The following is a 16786-nucleotide window of genomic DNA, read 5'->3' as shown; positions in this document are numbered from 1 at the left end:
CACCCCGGCAATCCATTTGAAACCCTTGAATCCTGGGGCCGCTTTGCGGCCCTTTCGCGACACAAGGCCGCTCCTACATGAGTCGTGTGTGCTTTAGTCCTTTTCCAGCACCCACTGCCGCGCACCAGCGGCCAGTTGCGGCATTTCATCGGGCTGAGCGCGATTCACCGCCTGGAAAATCTCCAGGGTGTCGCCATCACGCTTGAAGATCCACGGCGCGCCACGCTGATTGCGCTCCAGCCACAGGCTATCGTTGCCATCGCCCATGGTCGCGCAGTCGCCTGCCAGGCACAGGGCGAAACGGTCCGGCCCAGGCAGCCCAGTGACATTGCCGGTGTCGCTGAAGCGTACAACGGCGCCTTTGCCCTGGCCTTCGACGATCTTCCAGTCACCGCCCAGGTAGGCCTGGTACAGCGCTTTCTCGAAGCTGCCGCCCAGCGGCGCGTTGCCCGGGGCCTTGCTGCGCTCGAAGGTCTGCTCGTGACCGGACGGGTCAATGGCCTGCAGCTCGTCGCCATCAAGCTTCAATTGCTCGGCCTGGCCGCCCTCGAAGCTGACCTGCCAGTTCTTCTCGTTGGCGCTCAGGCGTCCGTCTGCGGCTTCGAAGCCGTTGCTGAAGCTGGCTTGCTGGTTCTTGACGTCGATCTTCCACTCGAACACCGGGCCATGCTCGCTCAGGGCCTGGCGCAGGCTGGTGCCCTTGACGGCGGCATCGATGGCGGCCTGGTTGATCCAGGTGCCGTTGAAGTCTTCGGGTTTGTGGCTGGCGCAGCCGCCCAGGAGCAGGGCTGCCAGCGCGAGAGGCAGTGCGTGGCGCATGGTGTGGACCTTGGGGGAAGGAGGGGTGACGGGCGGACGCCCGTCACCGGGGGTATCACTCGATGACCAGGATGGCGTCCATCTCGACCTGGGCGCCCTTCGGCAGCGCGGCAACGCCGATGGCGGCGCGAGCCGGGTAAGGCTGCTCGAAGTAACGGCCCATGATTTCGTTGACCTTGGCGAAGTGGCTCAGGTCGGTGAGGAAGATGTTCAGCTTGACGATGTCCTTGAACGAACCGCCAGCGGCCTCGGCAACCGACTTCAGGTTCTCGAACACCTGAACGGTCTGGGCTTCGAAGCCTTCGACCAGTTCCATGGTCTTTGGATCGAGTGGAATCTGGCCCGACATGTAGACGGTGTTGCCGGCCTTGATCGCCTGCGAGTAAGTGCCGATGGCGGCAGGGGCCTTGTCGCTGTTGATGACGGTCTTGCTCATGATGACTCCTTGCGGTTGGCGGACTACGCACGCGTCCGGGTGATGCGGACCACGCCGGTGAGGGTGCGCAGCTTCTTGATCACGCGGGCCAGGTGCACGCGGTCGCGCACGCTGACCACCAGTTGGACCACGCTGATACGGCCGTCGCGTTCGTCCATGCTGATTTTCTCGATGTTGCCGTCGGCGGCGTTGACGCTGCTGGCCAGCAGGGCGATCAGGCCGCGCTGGTGCTCCAGTTCGACGCGCAGTTCGACATTGAATTCGCCGCTGATGTCCTTGGCCCAGGAGAGTTGCAGGCACTTCTCCGGATTGTGGCGAATTTCACTGATGTTGCGGCAGTCTTCCAGGTGCACGACCATGCCCTTGCCTGCCGACAGGTGGCCGACGATGGCGTCGCCCGGGATTGGCGTGCAGCACTTGGCGTAGCTGAGCACCAGGCCCTCGGTGCCGCGGATCGCCAGTGGGCCTTCCGGTGCCGGCAGTTGCTCGCCTTCGGCGGAGAGCAGGCGGCGGGCGACCACGTAGGCCATGCGATTGCCCAGGCCGATGTCCTCGAGCAGGTCTTCGACCAGTTCCAGGCGGTACTCGGCGAGGATCGCCTGGATGCGTTCCTGGGGAATCTGCTCCAGGCTGCTGTCGAAGCCGGTCAGCACCTTGTTGAGCAGGCGCTCGCCGAGGCTGATGGACTCGGAGCGGCGCTGCTGCTTGAGGGCATGGCGGATGTGCGTGCGCGCCTTGCCGGTAACCACGAAGTTGAGCCAGGCCGGGTTGGGGCGGGCCCCTGGGGCGCTGACGATCTCGACCGTGGAGCCGCTCTGCAGCGGCTCGGACAGCGGCGCCAGGCGGCGGTTGATGCGACAGGCGATGCAACTGTTGCCGACGTCGGTGTGCACCGCGTAGGCGAAGTCGACGGCGGTGGAGCCTTTGGGCAGTTCCATGATCCGCCCTTTGGGCGTGAAGACGTAGACCTCATCAGGGAACAGGTCGATCTTCACGCTTTCGATGAATTCCAGCGAGTTGCCGGCGCGTTGCTGCAGCTCGAGGATGCCCTTGACCCACTGGCGGGCGCGGGCGTGGCTGCCCTTGGGCTGCTCCTGCTCGTTGGACTTGTACAGCCAATGCGCGGCGATGCCGTTGTTGGCCATCTCTTCCATCTCGCGGGTGCGGATCTGGATTTCGATAGGCACGCCGTGCATGCCGAACAGCGTGGTGTGCAACGACTGGTAGCCGTTGGCCTTGGGGATCGCGATGTAGTCCTTGAAGCGCCCCGGCAGCGGCTTGTACAGGTTGTGCACGGCGCCGAGCACGCGGTAGCAGGTGTCGACCTTGTCGACGATGATGCGGAAGGCGTACACGTCCATGATCTCGGTGAAGGCGCGGCGTTTGCCGCGCATCTTCTTGTAGATGCCATAGAGGTGTTTCTGCCGGCCGCTGACCTCGCCCTCGATGCCATCGGCGGCCAGGCAGTTGGCCAGCGAGGTCTCGATCTTGGCGACGATCTCTTTGCGGTTGCCACGGGCGGCCTTGACCGCGCGGTGGATCAACGTCGAGCGCATCGGGTGCATGGCCTTGAAGCCGAGGTCCTCGAACTCCACGCGCACGGTGTGCATGCCCAGGCGGTTGGCGATGGGGGCGTAGATCTCGAGGGTTTCCTTGGCGATGCGTCGGCGTTTTTCGCCGGACAGCACTTCCAGGGTGCGCATGTTGTGCAGGCGGTCGGCCAGCTTGACCAGGATCACGCGGATATCGCGGGCCATGGCCATGGCCATTTTCTGGAAGTTTTCGGCTTGTGCCTCGGCCTTGGTCTCGAAGTTCATCTGGGTCAGCTTGCTGACCCCGTCGACCAGCTCGGCGACGGTCTCGCCGAATTGCTGGCTCAAGGCTTCCTTGGCGATGCCGGTGTCTTCGATCACGTCGTGCAGCATGGCCGCCATCAGGCTTTGATGGTCCATGTGCATGTCGGCGAGGATGCTGGCCACGGCCAGCGGGTGGGTCACGTAGGGCTCGCCGCTGCGGCGGCGTTGCCCGTCGTGGGCCTGTTCGGCGTAGAAATAGGCGCGCCGGACCAGGTTGACCTGTTCGGGGCCTAGATAGGTCGACAGCCGTTCGGCGAGGGCTTCTATACCCGGCATGGGTTCACCTCTTGCTGAAGAAGAGGGCCTTGCGCCGCACGGTGTCGACTGGGCATCAATCAGACCGCCTCGTTGTTCTCGTCCTCGAATGCGGCGAACACCGGATCTTCGGTGACGATCTCTTCGGCGGCGATGAATTCAGGGGTGACGATGCCTTCGGCGATTTCACGCAGGGCGACGACGGTCGGCTTGTCGTTTTCCCATGCAACGCGCGGCTCTTTGCCGCCGGTCGCCAGCTGGCGAGCGCGCTTGGTCGAGAGCATGACCAGCTCGAAGCGGTTATCCACGTGTTCCAGGCAGTCTTCAACAGTTACGCGGGCCATGGTCTTCCTCAGTAGCAAATGCGGTAGGCGTGCGCCCAGAATGGGCAGGCGGACTCGATAGTTTAAAAAATCACCAGCCAATAGGGAAGGGCTGTTTTGTCGGGTGCCCTTCCACCGGTGCTGTTTGAGTCGTTTTCGCGGGCCCTGTGGGAGCGGGCTTGCCCGCGAAGAAGTTCACACCAACCCAGAGCTGGACGATAACGGTTCCTGTTACTCGAAAACAACCGCCCCTGACGCGTTAACGCAACATTGCGTCGCGCAGGCGCGGGGTCAGCTCCTCGAACAGCGTCTGCACCGAGCGCAGGGCGCGGCAATCGGGTCGGGTCAGCAGCCACAGCTGGGTATCACAGCCGGGCAGCGGGCCGCTCAGCGCCTCGACGCCGGGCAAGTCGTGAACCATGTAGTCGGGCAGCGCCGCCACGCCCAGGCCGGTGGTCACCAGTTGGGCGATGGTCGACATGCCGCTGCACTGATAGCGCGGAATCAGTCCCGGGTGGTGCTGGTTACGCCAGACCACCGTGGCGTGGTCCTGCATGGCGTCGTCGGGGGCGATCCACGGCACGCTGGCAGCGGACTCCTGCAGGCGCTCGCGCAGCGTCGGCAGGCCGCAGACCACGTAGGAGGTCGAGCCCAGGCAACGGCCCACCAGGTGTTCCGGCGGCGTGTTGGTCAGGCGCAGGGCGATGTCGGCATCGCGGCGGCTGAGGTTGGCAAAGGTGTTGGAGGTACCCATTTCCAGCGACAGCGCCGGGTAGTTGGGCATGAATTCGGCCAGCGCCGGCAGCAGCAGGCTGTGTAGCACGGCTTCGGTACAGGTCAGGCGTACCGTGCCGCTGACCACTTGCTCGCCGCTGGTCAGGGCGATGCGTGCCGCGTCCAGCGCCTGTTCGGCGCGCTCGGCCTGCTCGGCCAGGGCCTGGGCGGTATCGGTCGGCAGGTAGCCCTTGCGGCTCTTGACGAACAGCGCCGCGCCCAGCGCCGACTCCAGTCGGCGAATCGAACGGAACACCGTGGAAACGTCGACCTTGAGCAGTTCGGCGGCCTTGGCCAGGGAGCGGCCACGTTCCAGCGCCAGGACCAGGGCGAGGTCCGCATGGTTGATCTGATATTGCATCGATGCACGCTCTGCTTGCCGAAATGCCAATGTCTGTTGCACTGGGGCCATTTTATAGTGAAACGGCCCCCGGGAATCAATGCAGCCGGTCGGCAACCAGCCCCCCACGATGGGCCAGTGAAAAGAACAACAGCAGCACCATCGTCGCCCTTCGAGGCGTCATCCGCAGTTCCCACATCGCCGCTCCGAATCGAAGGATGTACAGCCATGACGTCGGTCTCCCCGTGCGCCAGTTCTTCCCGCGAGATGAATGAATTCCTGGATGCCCATCCGGATACCCAGTACGTCGACCTGCTGATCTCCGACATGAACGGCGTGGTGCGCGGCAAGCGCATTGAGCGCGCCAGCCTGCATAAGGTGTACGAGAAGGGCATCAATCTGCCGGCCTCGTTGTTCGCCCTGGACATCAATGGCGCAACCGTCGAGAGCACCGGGCTGGGCCTGGACATCGGCGACGCCGACCGCATCTGCTTGCCGATTCCTGGCACCTTGTGTGACGAACCCTGGCAGAAACGCCCCACGGCGCAGCTGCTGATGACCATGCATGAGCTCGATGGCGCGCCATTCTTTGCCGATCCGCGGGAAGTGTTGCGCCAGGTGGTGAGCAAGTTCGACGACCTGGGCCTGGATATCTGCGCCGCGTTCGAGCTGGAGTTCTACCTGATCGACCAGGACAACCTCAACGGTCGCCCGCAGCCGCCGCGCTCGCCGATCTCGGGCAAGCGCCCGCAGTCGACCCAGGTGTACCTGATCGACGACCTCGACGAGTATGCCGACTGCCTGCAGGACATGCTCGAAGCCGCCAAGGAGCAGGGCCTGCCTGCCGACGCCATCGTCAAGGAAAGCGCCCCGGCGCAGTTCGAGGTCAACCTGCACCATGTCGCCGACCCGCTGAAGGCCTGCGACTACGCGATCCTGCTCAAGCGTCTGATCAAGAACGTCGCCTACGACCATGAGATGGACTCCACCTTCATGGCCAAGCCTTACCCGGGCCAGGCGGGTAACGGCCTGCACGTGCACATCTCGCTGCTGGACAAGAAGACCGGCAAGAACATCTTCGCCAACGACGACCCGCTGCAGAGCGACACCCTGCGCCACGCCATTGGTGGCGTGCTGGAAACCATGCCGGCGTCGATGGCGTTCCTCTGCCCGAACATCAACTCCTACCGCCGTTTCGGCGCCCAGTTTTACGTGCCCAACGCACCGAGCTGGGGGCTGGACAACCGCACCGTGGCTTTGCGCGTGCCGACCGACAGCAGCGACAACCTGCGCATCGAGCACCGCGTGGCCGGTGCCGACGCCAACCCGTACCTGATGCTGGCGGCGATCCTCGCGGGTATCCACCACGGGCTGACGAACAAGGTCGAGCCAGACGCGCCGATCGAAGGCAACTCGTACGAACAGTTGGAACAGAGCCTGCCGAACAACCTGCGCGACGCCTTGCGCGCGCTGGACGACAGTGAAGTCCTCAACCAATACATCAGCCCGGACTACATCGACATTTTCGTGGCCTGCAAGGAGAGCGAGCTGGCCGAGTTCGAAGTGTCGATCTCCGACCTCGAGTACAACTGGTATCTGCACACGGTGTAAGCCCATGAGCGCATTTGCGGTCCCCTTGATCGGTGTCAGCGCCTGCCGCCAGCAGGTGGGGAAGAACTCGTCGCACACGGTGGGCGACAAGTATGTCGAGGCCGCGGGCCTTGCCGGGCTGCCGCTGATCTTGCCGGCGCGTGATGGCGGCAGCGATCCGCAGGCGCTGCTGGCACGCCTGGATGGCATTCTTTTTACCGGTTCGCCTTCAAATGTCGAGCCGCATCATTACAATGGCGCGCCCAGCGCGGAAGGCACCCGCCATGACCTGGCGCGTGATCGGTTGACCCTGCCGCTGCTGCAGGCGGCGATCGCCGCCGGCGTGCCGGTGTTCTGTATCTGCCGTGGCTTCCAGGAACTGAACGTGGCCCTGGGCGGCAGCCTGCACCAGCGGGTGCAGGAACTGCCCGGCTACCTGGACCACCGCGAACCCGAGGACGCACCCCTGGAGGTGCAGTACGGCCCTCGTCACCCGGTCAGCATTGCACCTGGCGGGTTGTTCGAGCGCCTGGGCCTGGCGGCGCAGTTCGAGGTCAACTCGCTGCACAGCCAGGGCATCGACCGCCTGGCCCCGGGGCTGCGCGCCGAGGCACGGGCCCCGGATGGCCTGGTTGAAGCGGTGTCGATGCCTGATGCGCCGGGCTTTGTAGTCGGCGTGCAATGGCACCCTGAATGGCGCTTCGCCGAAAACCCGGTTTCGCTGCGCCTGTTCGAGGCGTTCCGCGAGGCCTGCATTGCCCATGCTGCACGGGAGGTTGCGCGTCGGGAAACACCCTGACGTTAGCCGAAGGTCTTGGATGACCGTGCCCCACCGCGAGCTTTCAATGAGTGAAAGCGGGCCCGCTACGGCGGGCCTGTGAGAACAATTCCAATAGTTACGGCACAGACTCATGAATGAATACACAGAAGCCGGACGCCCACCCGACGCGGCGTCCGACTCGGGCAACACTCAACGCAGCAAGGGCTTGGCCAAGGGCCGCCTCGGTCTGCTGGCCAGCGTTGTGCTGGGCATTTCCACCATCGCGCCGGTCTACACCCTGACCGGCGCGCTTGGCCCGACCGTGCGCGAAGTCGGCGCCCACCTGCCGGCGGTGTTCATCGTCGGCTTCCTGCCGATGCTGCTGGTGGCCCTGGGTTACCGCGAGCTGAACTCGGCGGAGCCCGACAGCGGCACCTCGTTCACCTGGTCGGCCCGTGCCTTCGGTCCGATGATCGGCTGGATCGGCGGCTGGGGGCTGGTGGTCGCCACCACCATCGTGCTGTCCAACCTGGCCGGCGTGGCGGTGGACTTCTTCTACCTGTTCCTTGCCCAAATCACCGGCAACCAGGAGTTGGCGGCGCTGGCGGACAACCTGCTGGTCAACGTCAGCACCTGTTGCGTGTTCATCGCCCTGGCGGTGTGGATCTGTTGTCGCGGCATGGCCACCACCATGACGGTGCAATACGGCCTGGTGGCCTTGCAACTGCTGGTGCTGATCGGCTTTGCTTTCGCCGCCTTCGGCGAGACCACGGCGCCACCACCGCTGGCGTTCGACCTGGCCTGGTTCAACCCGTTCGGTGTCGAGTCGTTCTCGGCGTTCGCCGCCGGCCTGTCGTTGTCGATCTTCATTTTCTGGGGCTGGGACGTGTGCCTGACCGTCAGCGAAGAGTCGATCGGTAGCGAAGAGGTGCCGGGCAAGGCCGCCACCTGGACGGTGTTGCTGATCCTTGGCCTGTACCTGCTCACCGCCATCGCTACCTTGCAGTTTGCCGGGATCAGCGAGGAGGGTCTGGGCCTGGGTAACCCGCGCATCCAGGAAAACGTGTTCGCCCATCTGGCCGGCCCGGTCATGGGGCCGCTGGCGATTCTGATGTCGATCGCGGTACTGGCCAGCACCGCGGCCTCGTTGCAGTCGACCTTTGTCTCGCCGGCGCGCACCCTGCTCGCCATGGGTTACTACGGCGCCGTGCCGCAGCGCTTCGCCACGGTCTGTCCGCGTTCGCAGACACCGCGCTACGCGACCATCTGTGCCGGTATCGCCGCAGGCCTGTTCTACGTGACCATGCGGACCCTGAGCGAGAACGTGCTGGCCGACACCATCACCGCCCTGGGCATGATGATCTGCTTCTACTACTCGCTGACCGCGTTCGCTTGCGTGTGGTATTTCCGCCGCAGCCTGTTCGACAGCGTGCGCCACTTCTTCATGCGTGGCGTGTGCCCGCTGGTGGGTGGGGTGATCCTGTCGGTGATCTTCGTGCGCACGGCGATCGACAGCGCTTCGCCGGACTTCGGCAGCGGCTCGCACGTGGGCGGACTGGGGCTGGTGTTCGTGATCGCGGCGATCATCTCGGCACTGGGGATCGTGCTGATGATGCTGTCGCGCCTGCGGGCGCCGGCATACTTCCTGGGGGCTACCCTGCGTCAGCAGGCGACCATTCAGTTGCAAGAATAATGCTGGGGGGCGCTTTGCGCCCCTTTCGCGGCACAAGGCCGCTCCTACAGGTACCGCGCAGTTTAGACTCTGCATCGTACCTGTAGGAGCGGCCTAGTGTCGCGATAGGGCCTCGCAGAGGCCCCGGCGGTCTTCAGCCGATCAGCTGCTTGAGCAACTCACCATGCCGCGCCTGCTGTTTCTTCAGCAACAGGCGATTCGAGGCGAACACCGCCTTCATTTCTTCCAGTGCCACGCCGAAGTCATCATTGATGATGACGTACTCGTATTCGTCGTAGTGCACCATCTCGCTGACCGCTTCCTTCATGCGTCCGGCAATGATTTCCTCGCTGTCCTGGCCACGGCCATCCAGGCGCTGGCGCAGGGCCTCCTGGCTTGGCGGCAGGATGAAGATCGAGCGCGCCTCGGGCATCAGCTTGCGTACCTGCTGGGCACCTTGCCAGTCGATTTCGAGGATCAGGTCGAAGCCCTGGTCGAGGGTTTCCTGCAGCGCGCTGCGCGAGGTGCCGTAGAAGTTGCCGAACACCTCAGCGTGTTCAAGGAAGTCGCCTTGAGCGATCAGTGTCTTGAACTGTTCGTGGATCACGAAGTGGTAGTTCACCCCGTGCACCTCGCCCGGACGCATGGAGCGGGTGGTGTGGGAGACCGAGACGCGCACGCGTGGGTCGTCCTTGATCAGAGCCGTGACCAGGCTGGTCTTGCCGGCGCCGGAGGGGGCCGAGACGATGTAGAGGGTGCCGCTGCTGTGGTTCATGGTAGGGGTGGCCTTACTCGATATTCTGTACTTGTTCACGCATCTGTTCGATCAGCACCTTGAGGTTGACCGCTGCCTGGGTGCTGCGCGGGTCGAACGCCTTGGAACCGAGGGTGTTGGCTTCGCGATTGAGCTCCTGCATCAGGAAGTCCAGGCGCCGGCCGGCGGCGCCGCCGGACTTGAGCACTCGGCGCACCTCGGTGACGTGGGTGCTGAGGCGATCCAGTTCCTCGGCGACGTCGCTCTTCTGCGCCAGCAGGACCATTTCCTGCTCCAGGCGCTGGGGGTCGAGCTCGGCCTGCATGTCGCTGAAGCGGTCAAGGACCTTCTGCCGTTGCGCGGCGAGCATCTGCGGCACCAGCGCGCGCAGGGTGGCGACCTCGCTGGCCATGTTGTCCAGGCGTTCGTTGATCAGGCGGGCCAGTTCGGCGCCTTCGCGCTGACGGCCTGCCTTGAGCTCGGTCAGGGCTTCGTCGAACAGCGCGATGGCTTCGGCGTTGAGCGCCTGCGGGTCGGTCGCATCGGCGACCAGCACGCCTGGCCAGGCCAGTACTTCCAGCGGGTTGAGCGCCGCCGGCTGCTTGATCAGGCTGGCCACGGTCTCGGCGGCGGCAACCAGTTGCGCGGCGCGTTCACGGTCGACCTGCAGGGGCTTGCCGGTGTTGTCTTCGCTCAGGCGCAAGGTGCATTCGACCTTGCCGCGGGACAGGCCTTGGCGCAGGCCTTCGCGCACCGCGCCCTCGAGGTCACGCAGGGCCTCGGGCAGGCGCAGGTGGGGTTCGAGATAGCGGTGGTTGACCGAGCGCAGCTCCCAGGCCAGGGTGCCTTGGCTGCCCGCGCGCTCGACACGGGCAAATGCGGTCATGCTGTGCACCATGGGGGGCGTACCTCGCGAATTCAGGTGAACGGGAGAGAGCCTTCCGGCTGCAAGGCGCAGGATTGTAGCGCAGTGCGGCCCGGGCGCCCAATCCACCCATGCTAGCGGTGGATGGGCGAGCCCATGGGAAAAGGCGACAGGTAGCCTGGGCGCGACGATAGGCATGTCTTCACCGGGCGCCGGGCTCTATAATGCTCGGCAGATTGAAATGTCCCGGTACAGGTATTCCAGATGAAACGTCCAAGTGGTCGCGCCGCCGATCAGCTCCGCTCGATCCGCATCACCCGCAACTACACCAAGCACGCCGAGGGATCGGTACTGGTCGAGTTCGGTGACACCAAGGTTATCTGCACGGTCAGTGTCGAAAATGGTGTTCCCCGCTTCCTCAAGGGCCAGGGCCAAGGCTGGCTGACCGCCGAATACGGCATGCTGCCGCGTTCGACCGGCGAGCGTAACCAGCGCGAGGCGAGCCGTGGCAAGCAAGGTGGCCGTACCCTCGAAATCCAGCGCCTGATCGGCCGTTCCCTGCGCGCTGCGCTGGACATGAGCAAGCTCGGCGACATCACCCTGTACGTCGACTGTGACGTGATCCAGGCCGATGGCGGTACCCGTACCGCGTCGATCACCGGTGCCATGGTCGCCCTGTGCGACGCCCTGGCGGTGATCAAGAAGCGTGGCGGCCTCAAAGGTGGCAACCCGCTCAAGCACATGATCGCCGCGGTGTCGGTGGGCATGTACCAGGGTGAGGCCGTGCTCGACCTCGACTACCTCGAGGACTCCGCCGCCGAGACCGACCTGAACGTGGTCATGACCAGCGCCGGTGGTTTCATCGAAGTGCAGGGCACCGCTGAAGGCGCACCATTCCAGCCCGAGGACTTCAACGCCATGCTGGCGCTGGCACAGAAGGGCATGAGCGAGATCTTCGAGCTGCAGCAGGCCGCGCTGGCCGACTGACGATACGCCAGGAAGGTAGGCAACATGAGCGATGTGGACTTGCCGATCACCCCGCCCAGCGCCGATGTCCGGCAATGGGCGATGTTCTGCCACCTGTCCGCGCTGTTGGGCCTGGTGATGCCTCTTGGGCATCTGCTCGGCCCGCTGGTGCTGTGGCATCTCAAGCGCGAGCAGGATCCGTTCATCGATGCCCAGGGCAAGGAGGCGCTGAACTTCCAGATCAGCGTGACACTCGCCGGGTTTGCCTGCTTCCTGCTGATGTTCGTGCTGGTCGGGATCGTGCTGTTCGCCGCGCTGATGGTGGCGGTGCTGATCCTGATCATCCTGGCGGCGGTCAGGGCCAATGAAGGCAAGGCGTATCGCTATCCGTTGATCTGGCGGCCGATCAGATAGATTTTCCATGGCCCATTCGCGGGCAAGCCCGCTCCCACAGGTTGACCACTGCCTTTGCGGCGTGTGTTGAACCTGTGGGAGCGGGCTTGCCCGCGAATGGGCTGCGAGGCAGCCCCGATGGCTTTCAGATGGTCAGCGTCCAGTCGTAGTCGACGATCAGCGGCGCATGCTGGGAGAAGCGCGGCTGGCGTGGCAGACGGGCGTTGCGCACGAAACGGCGCAGGCCTGGGGTGAGGATCTGGTAGTCGAACCGGTAACCCAGGTTGAGCATTTCTGCCTGCTCGTTGTCCGGCCACCAGCTGTACTGGTCGCCTTCGCGGCTGACTTCGCGCAGTGCGTCGACATAGCCCATGTCGCCGGTGATGGCGTCCATCCAGGCGCGCTCCGGTGGCAGGAAACCGACCGCCTGCTGGCTGTCGCGCCAGTTCTTGATGTCGAGCTTCTGCTGCGCCACGTAGAACGAGCCACAGTAGATGTACTCGCGGCGCTTGCGGCGCTGCTTGTCCAGGTACTTGGCGAAGTCGTCCATCAACTTGAACTTCTGGTTCAAGTCTTCGTCGCCGTTCATGCCCGAAGGCAGCAACAGGCTGGCAATACTTACCTTGTCGAAATCCGCTTGCAGATAGCGCCCGTAGCGGTCGGCCGTCTCGAAGCCCAGGCCGGTGATGACTGCCTTGGGCTGCATGCGCGAGTACAGTGCCACGCCACCTTGGGTGGGCACCTCCGCGTCGCAGGCGTAAAGGAAATAGCCATCGAGCTGGAAAGCTGGGTCGTCGAGTTCAAAGGCCGAGGCGCGGGTATCCTGAAGGCAGATGACGTCGGCATTCTGGGCTTGCAACCAGCTGAGCAATCCACGCTCGGCCGCAGCCTGAATGCCATTCACGTTCACACTGATGATCCGCATAAATGGCCCCAAAAATCTCGTGCGTGTATGATACCCGAGCTCAACACATTTAGCTAAATCCGTGGTGTCCGGGACCTTTCATGCAGCCGTATCAGCGCGACTTCATCCGTTTTGCCATCGATCGCGGCGTTCTGCGCTTCGGTGAATTCACCCTGAAATCGGGGCGTACCAGCCCGTATTTCTTCAATGCCGGCCTGTTCAACACAGGTTCCGCGCTGGCCCAGCTGGGGCGTTGCTACGCGGCGGCCATCGTCGACAGCAAGATCCCCTTCGATGTGCTCTTCGGCCCGGCGTACAAGGGCATTCCGCTGGCGGCAGCCACCGCGGTGGCCCTGGCCGAACAGCACCAGCTCGACGTGCCGTGGTGCTTCAACCGCAAGGAAGCCAAGGATCACGGCGAGGGCGGCAGCCTGGTCGGCGCTCCGCTGGCCGGTGATGTGCTGATCATCGACGACGTGATCACCGCCGGCACCGCCATCCGCGAAGTCATGCAGATCATCAATGCCCAGCAGGCCAAGGCTGCAGGCGTGTTGATCGCGCTGAACCGCGAAGAGCGTGGCAACGGCGAGCTGTCGGCGATTCAGGAAGTCGAGCGCGACTTCGGCATTCCGGTGGTCAGCATCGTTTCGCTGACCCAGGTGCTGGAGTTCCTGGCCGATGATCCTCAGCTCAAGCAGCACCTGCCGGCGGTCGAAGCCTACCGTGCCCAGTACGGTATCTGACGCAGCAACGGCAACGAAGAAGGCGACCCGAGGGTCGCCTTTTTCATGCCCGTGATTCAGCGGCCGTTGGGGTAGGGATCCTGCTCGGCATCACCGGCGCCGGTGAGGATCTTCCATGCGCGCTTGGGGTGGGGTATGACGTTGAAGTCGGGGCAGGGCGGCAATGACTTTCTGCTCTGGTTGGAGTACTCGTGGCCGCAGTCCGCACACGCGTAGCTACCGGCGGAGACATCGCTGCCGTAGGGCACCTCGTCTTTTTTCATCGCTGGATCTCCTAGGGGTGAGAAGTGTCCATGCTAATCAGGCGATGAAAGTAGGTGTTGTAGTACCCATCCGACATCACTGTGGGATGCTTCTAAAGCGGACGCTGAGCTGTAGGAGCCGGCCATTCACAATGTTGCCTGGTTCGCCAGTAAGGCTGGCTCCTACGGTTATCGGTCAGTCGGTACCGTATTTTGGCGAGCGCGGTCCGTACAGGATCCCGCCGTTGGGGTACGGCGACAACAGTCGGGCGCTGGTGATCCCGGCGATTGGGTAACCGGCATCGTCCTGCACGCTGCTGATGACCTGGTTGATGGCCGCTGCCACCAGCATGCCGATCAAGCCGCCCTGGTTCTGCCGGCCTTCCTCGCTGGAGGCGGTGGCGCTGCCGGTCCACAAGGTGGCGCCGGTCTTCAGGTCGACCAGTTTGGCGTTGGCGGTGACGATGGTCGCGCTGCTGATGACCATGTAGCGGGTGCCATAGTCGCTGACGGTCACGTACAGGCCGGCGTCGGCGCCGAAGATCTCCTGCAGCTTGGCCGTCGGCAACTGGTGGATGTCGGCTGGGGTGGTCATGCCGTTCTGGCGGAAGGTCTCGTCCACCAGGGCCACCGGCATCACGTAGTAGCCGGCTTCGGCCAGCGGATAGGTGGCCTGGGACAGCATGCTGTAGGTGGCCTTCACATCCGGCGACTCGTTCAGCGGCGGCAGGATCAGGATCGACTTCGGACGGCTCTGCTTGTAGGCCGAATAGTCGATGCTCTTGCGCTCGGCGCAGCCGGCGAACAAGGCCAGCACGCAGGCGCCGACGATCAGACGGGAAATACGCTTGATCATTGCTTGGCCCCCTTGCTGGCGTTGCTCATCAGGAAGTCCATGTACTTGGCCGATTCGGGGAACAGCGCCTTCTCGGTGCGGAACTGCTGGATCATCTGGTCATCCTTGCCCAGGCTGGAATAGAGCAGGCCGAGCTGGGCGTGGTAGCCCGGCGGCACGGCGCCGTTCTTGGCCTTGATCTTTTCCAGGTCGCGCTCCAGGGCGATTGCTTGTTCTTCCTTGGAGTCGCCCTTGAGGTAGCTGTAGACCTGCGGCTGGTAGCTTTCCCACTGGTACAGGGGCTTCGGGGTGTTGCAGCCGGACAGCAGGGCGCCGCCCAGCAGCAGGCCCGCGACAGTGCGCAGGGCCGGGGAGGTGATGTTCATCGAACGGTCTTCCTTGGGTTGTTCGGGTTACTGGGCCTGTGGCTTCCACTGGCCGCTTTCGACGGCGCCGACCAGCTTGTTCACTGCTTCGCGCATGGCCAGGTCGAGGACTTTGCCGTTGAGGGTGGAGTCGTAGCTGGCGGTACCGCCGAAGCCGATGACTTCGCGGTTGGACAGGGCGTATTCACCCGCGCCCTGGCTGGAGTACACCACTTCGGAGGTGCTGATGTTGACGATGTTCAGCGCTACCTTGGCGTAGGCGATCTGGGTCTTGCCGCGGCCGAGGATGCCGAACAACTGGTGATCGCCGACTTCCTTGCGACCAAACTCGGTGACGTCACCGGTGACCACGAAGTCCGCGCCTTTCAGGCGCTGGGCCTGGCCTTTGATCGCGGCTTCCTGCTGGATTTCGCCCATGTTGTCGCGGTCCAGCACGTTGAAACGGTTGGTCTGCTGCAGGTGGGTGATCAGGATGGTCTTGGCCTGGCCGCCGAGGCGGTCGACGCCGTCGGAGAAAATGCCGCGCATGTAGCTGGAGCGGTTGTCGAACTTGCCCACGGCAATGGGGGTGCGCACGCCGCTGTAGGGGCGGTTGACGCTTTCGACCTGTTGCACGGCAACAGCGGTGGAGGTTTCGGTGGCACAGCCGGCGATGGACCCGACAGCCAGGGCGGCTGCCAGCACGAGTCCTTGTGATGCGTATTTCACGCGTGTTCTCCAGGTAAATAAAAACTATTTGCAACGAGTGTGCATGCTGACACGTTGTGTCGGCAGTTTACCGGGATACTTGATGGCCAAAGATGAAGATTGATGGCCTTGAGCCATCTGTTTGCGTGTGTTGAGGCAAGGTCCCGTAGGAGCCGGCCTTGCCGGCGAACACCGGCGAAGCCGGTGCCATGCACTGCGGTGCGTGTTTCGCCAGCGAGCTGGCTCCTACGGTTGCCGGGCCGGCTGAATCAGCGTGGCTTGCGGTTGGTGATCAGGGTGCCCACGCCGCTGTCGGTGAAGATTTCCAGCAGCACGGCGTTCGGCACCCGGCCGTCGATGATGTGCGAGCTGTTGACCCCGCCCTGGACCGCATCCAGCGCGCATTTGATTTTCGGCAGCATGCCGCCGTAGATGGTGCCGTCGGCGATCAGCTCGTTGACCTGCTCGGTGCTCAGGCCGGTGAGGACTTCGCCTTGCTTGTCCATCAGGCCGGCAATGTTGGTCAGCAGCATCAGCTTTTCCGCTTTCAGCGCCTCGGCCACCTTGCCGGCCACCAGGTCGGCGTTGATGTTGTAGGACTCGCCGTTGGCGCCCACGCCGATCGGCGCGATCACTGGAATGAAGTCGCCCTTGACCAGCATGTTCAGCAGGTCGGTGTTGACGCTGACGACTTCGCCGACATGGCCGATGTCGATGATTTCCGGGGTGGTCATCTCCGGCGTCTGGCGGGTGACGGTCAGCTTCTTGGCGCGGATCAGCTCCGCGTCCTTGCCGGTCAGGCCGATGGCGCTGCCGCCGTGGCGGTTGATCAGGTTGACGATGTCCTTGTTGACCTGGCCACCCAGGACCATTTCCACCACGTCCATGGTCGCCGCGTCGGTGACGCGCATGCCATCGATGAAATGGCTGTCGATCGACAGGCGCTTGAGCAGGTCGCCGATCTGCGGCCCACCGCCATGCACGACCACCGGGTTGATGCCCACGGCCTTCATCAGCACGATGTCACGGGCGAAGCCGGTCTTGAGCTCTTCGCTCTCCATCGCGTTGCCGCCGTACTTGATCACCAGGGTCTTGCCGACGAAGCGGCGGATGTAAGGCAGTGCTTCGGACAAAACCTCGGCTACATGGGAAGCGGCATCGCGATCGAGGGTCATGCAGGGCTCCA

At 63.9% G+C, this 16786-nt stretch carries 19 protein-coding genes; 6 read left to right on the top strand and 13 right to left on the bottom strand.

The features are described 5' to 3' along the window. Positions 1–93: 93 nt before the first annotated feature. The 5 genes from HU772_RS24435 to HU772_RS24415 all read right to left on the bottom strand — a co-directional run bounded on the left by HU772_RS24435 (position 94) and on the right by HU772_RS24415 (position 4824). Entirely contained in the window at positions 94–819 is a 726-nt protein-coding gene (locus HU772_RS24435) for a hypothetical protein (RefSeq protein ID WP_186653031.1), read from the bottom strand. 55 nt (positions 820–874) lie between these two features. Then, positions 875–1255, bottom strand: a complete 381-nt coding sequence (locus HU772_RS24430) for a RidA family protein (RefSeq protein ID WP_186653034.1) — start codon at positions 1253–1255, stop codon at positions 875–877. Positions 1256–1278: 23 nt separating this feature from the next. Then, positions 1279–3387, bottom strand: coding sequence for a bifunctional GTP diphosphokinase/guanosine-3',5'-bis pyrophosphate 3'-pyrophosphohydrolase (gene spoT / locus HU772_RS24425; protein WP_186653036.1), 2109 nt, complete (start codon positions 3385–3387; stop codon positions 1279–1281). Positions 3388–3446: 59 nt separating this feature from the next. Beyond that, positions 3447–3710: a DNA-directed RNA polymerase subunit omega gene (gene rpoZ / locus HU772_RS24420; protein WP_008091595.1), complete on the bottom strand. Its 264-nt coding sequence runs from the start codon at positions 3708–3710 to the stop codon at positions 3447–3449. A gap of 238 nt (positions 3711–3948) precedes the next feature. Then, the gene (locus HU772_RS24415) at positions 3949–4824 is read right to left on the bottom strand and encodes a LysR family transcriptional regulator (protein WP_186653038.1); all 876 of its coding nucleotides are present in this window, start codon (positions 4822–4824) and stop codon (positions 3949–3951) included. 207 nt (positions 4825–5031) lie between these two features. Between HU772_RS24415 and HU772_RS24410 the strand changes: the two genes are divergently transcribed. The 3 genes from HU772_RS24410 (at position 5032) to HU772_RS24400 (ending at position 8846) form a co-directional block, all read left to right on the top strand. Next, positions 5032–6414: a glutamine synthetase family protein gene (locus HU772_RS24410; protein ID WP_186653040.1), complete on the top strand. Its 1383-nt coding sequence runs from the start codon at positions 5032–5034 to the stop codon at positions 6412–6414. A 4-nt stretch (positions 6415–6418) separates the two neighbouring features. Continuing rightward, a complete protein-coding gene (locus tag HU772_RS24405) occupies positions 6419–7192 on the top strand; it encodes a gamma-glutamyl-gamma-aminobutyrate hydrolase family protein (RefSeq protein WP_186653042.1) in 774 nt (257 codons plus the stop codon). Between the two features lie 112 nt (positions 7193–7304). Next, entirely contained in the window at positions 7305–8846 is a 1542-nt protein-coding gene (locus HU772_RS24400; RefSeq protein ID WP_186653044.1) for an APC family permease, read from the top strand. A gap of 133 nt (positions 8847–8979) precedes the next feature. Here the strand turns inward: HU772_RS24400 and gmk are convergent, their stop codons facing one another. Beyond that, positions 8980–9600, bottom strand: a complete 621-nt coding sequence (gmk, locus tag HU772_RS24395; protein WP_186653046.1) for a guanylate kinase — start codon at positions 9598–9600, stop codon at positions 8980–8982. Between the two features lie 13 nt (positions 9601–9613). Continuing rightward, positions 9614–10477 (bottom strand): YicC/YloC family endoribonuclease, encoded by an 864-nt coding sequence (locus HU772_RS24390; RefSeq protein ID WP_186653048.1) that lies wholly within the window; start codon positions 10475–10477, stop codon positions 9614–9616. Positions 10478–10708: 231 nt separating this feature from the next. Between HU772_RS24390 and rph the strand changes: the two genes are divergently transcribed. Next, positions 10709–11431, top strand: a complete 723-nt coding sequence (gene rph / locus HU772_RS24385) for a ribonuclease PH (protein ID WP_186653050.1) — start codon at positions 10709–10711, stop codon at positions 11429–11431. Between the two features lie 24 nt (positions 11432–11455). Further along, positions 11456–11824: a DUF4870 domain-containing protein gene (locus HU772_RS24380; RefSeq protein ID WP_186653053.1), complete on the top strand. Its 369-nt coding sequence runs from the start codon at positions 11456–11458 to the stop codon at positions 11822–11824. A gap of 124 nt (positions 11825–11948) precedes the next feature. Here HU772_RS24380 and crc read toward each other — a convergent pair whose 3' ends face one another. Continuing rightward, entirely contained in the window at positions 11949–12728 is a 780-nt protein-coding gene (crc, locus tag HU772_RS24375) for a catabolite repression control protein Crc (RefSeq protein ID WP_186653056.1), read from the bottom strand. A gap of 80 nt (positions 12729–12808) precedes the next feature. Here crc and pyrE point away from each other — a divergent pair, with 80 nt between their 5' ends. Continuing rightward, positions 12809–13450 carry an orotate phosphoribosyltransferase gene (pyrE, locus tag HU772_RS24370; RefSeq protein WP_011536401.1) on the top strand — a complete coding sequence of 214 codons (642 nt, stop codon included), beginning with the start codon at positions 12809–12811 and terminating at the stop codon, positions 13448–13450. Positions 13451–13506: 56 nt separating this feature from the next. On the opposite strand, the gene HU772_RS24365 is transcribed toward pyrE, so the two are convergent. From HU772_RS24365 to argB, 5 genes are all read right to left on the bottom strand, one after another. Next, positions 13507–13713: a hypothetical protein gene (locus HU772_RS24365; protein WP_186653059.1), complete on the bottom strand. Its 207-nt coding sequence runs from the start codon at positions 13711–13713 to the stop codon at positions 13507–13509. A gap of 175 nt (positions 13714–13888) precedes the next feature. Then, on the bottom strand, positions 13889–14548 hold the full coding sequence (locus HU772_RS24360) for a DUF799 domain-containing protein (protein WP_186653062.1): 660 nt from the start codon (positions 14546–14548) through the stop codon (positions 13889–13891). After that, entirely contained in the window at positions 14545–14913 is a 369-nt protein-coding gene (locus tag HU772_RS24355; RefSeq protein WP_186653065.1) for a DUF4810 domain-containing protein, read from the bottom strand. The genes HU772_RS24360 and HU772_RS24355 overlap by 4 nt, the downstream gene beginning before the upstream one ends. Before the next feature lie 27 nt (positions 14914–14940). Beyond that, positions 14941–15621: a CsgG/HfaB family protein gene (locus HU772_RS24350; RefSeq protein ID WP_028689939.1), complete on the bottom strand. Its 681-nt coding sequence runs from the start codon at positions 15619–15621 to the stop codon at positions 14941–14943. A 248-nt stretch (positions 15622–15869) separates the two neighbouring features. Next, a complete protein-coding gene (gene argB / locus HU772_RS24345; RefSeq protein ID WP_186653068.1) occupies positions 15870–16775 on the bottom strand; it encodes an acetylglutamate kinase in 906 nt (301 codons plus the stop codon). Between the last annotated feature and the right edge of the window lie 11 nt (positions 16776–16786).

This window comes from Pseudomonas xantholysinigenes, assembly GCF_014268885.2.
GTDB classification, from domain to species: Bacteria; Pseudomonadota; Gammaproteobacteria; order Pseudomonadales; family Pseudomonadaceae; genus Aquipseudomonas; species Aquipseudomonas xantholysinigenes.
The sequence above is the reverse complement of the archived record's forward strand: the minus strand, read 5'-3'. Positions and strand labels throughout refer to the sequence as shown.

Bases quoted from the DNA above. Each gene is read 5' to 3' on its own strand.
- rpoZ (WP_008091595.1), bottom strand. From the start codon at position 3,710: ATGGCCCGCGTAACTGTTGAAGACTGCCTGGAACACGTGGATAACCGC.
- HU772_RS24415 (WP_186653038.1), bottom strand. From the start codon at position 4,824: ATGCAATATCAGATCAACCATGCGGACCTCGCCCTGGTCCTGGCGCTG.
- HU772_RS24410 (WP_186653040.1), top strand. From the start codon at position 5,032: ATGACGTCGGTCTCCCCGTGCGCCAGTTCTTCCCGCGAGATGAATGAA.
- HU772_RS24380 (WP_186653053.1), top strand. From the start codon at position 11,456: ATGAGCGATGTGGACTTGCCGATCACCCCGCCCAGCGCCGATGTCCGG.
- HU772_RS24360 (WP_186653062.1), bottom strand. From the start codon at position 14,548: ATGATCAAGCGTATTTCCCGTCTGATCGTCGGCGCCTGCGTGCTGGCC.
- HU772_RS24405 (WP_186653042.1), top strand. From the start codon at position 6,419: ATGAGCGCATTTGCGGTCCCCTTGATCGGTGTCAGCGCCTGCCGCCAG.
- HU772_RS24400 (WP_186653044.1), top strand. From the start codon at position 7,305: ATGAATGAATACACAGAAGCCGGACGCCCACCCGACGCGGCGTCCGAC.
- rph (WP_186653050.1), top strand. From the start codon at position 10,709: ATGAAACGTCCAAGTGGTCGCGCCGCCGATCAGCTCCGCTCGATCCGC.
- HU772_RS24355 (WP_186653065.1), bottom strand. From the start codon at position 14,913: ATGAACATCACCTCCCCGGCCCTGCGCACTGTCGCGGGCCTGCTGCTG.
- HU772_RS24435 (WP_186653031.1), bottom strand. From the start codon at position 819: ATGCGCCACGCACTGCCTCTCGCGCTGGCAGCCCTGCTCCTGGGCGGC.
- pyrE (WP_011536401.1), top strand. From the start codon at position 12,809: ATGCAGCCGTATCAGCGCGACTTCATCCGTTTTGCCATCGATCGCGGC.
- gmk (WP_186653046.1), bottom strand. From the start codon at position 9,600: ATGAACCACAGCAGCGGCACCCTCTACATCGTCTCGGCCCCCTCCGGC.
- HU772_RS24365 (WP_186653059.1), bottom strand. From the start codon at position 13,713: ATGAAAAAAGACGAGGTGCCCTACGGCAGCGATGTCTCCGCCGGTAGC.
- crc (WP_186653056.1), bottom strand. From the start codon at position 12,728: ATGCGGATCATCAGTGTGAACGTGAATGGCATTCAGGCTGCGGCCGAG.
- spoT (WP_186653036.1), bottom strand. From the start codon at position 3,387: ATGCCGGGTATAGAAGCCCTCGCCGAACGGCTGTCGACCTATCTAGGC.
- HU772_RS24430 (WP_186653034.1), bottom strand. From the start codon at position 1,255: ATGAGCAAGACCGTCATCAACAGCGACAAGGCCCCTGCCGCCATCGGC.
- argB (WP_186653068.1), bottom strand. From the start codon at position 16,775: ATGACCCTCGATCGCGATGCCGCTTCCCATGTAGCCGAGGTTTTGTCC.
- HU772_RS24390 (WP_186653048.1), bottom strand. From the start codon at position 10,477: ATGGTGCACAGCATGACCGCATTTGCCCGTGTCGAGCGCGCGGGCAGC.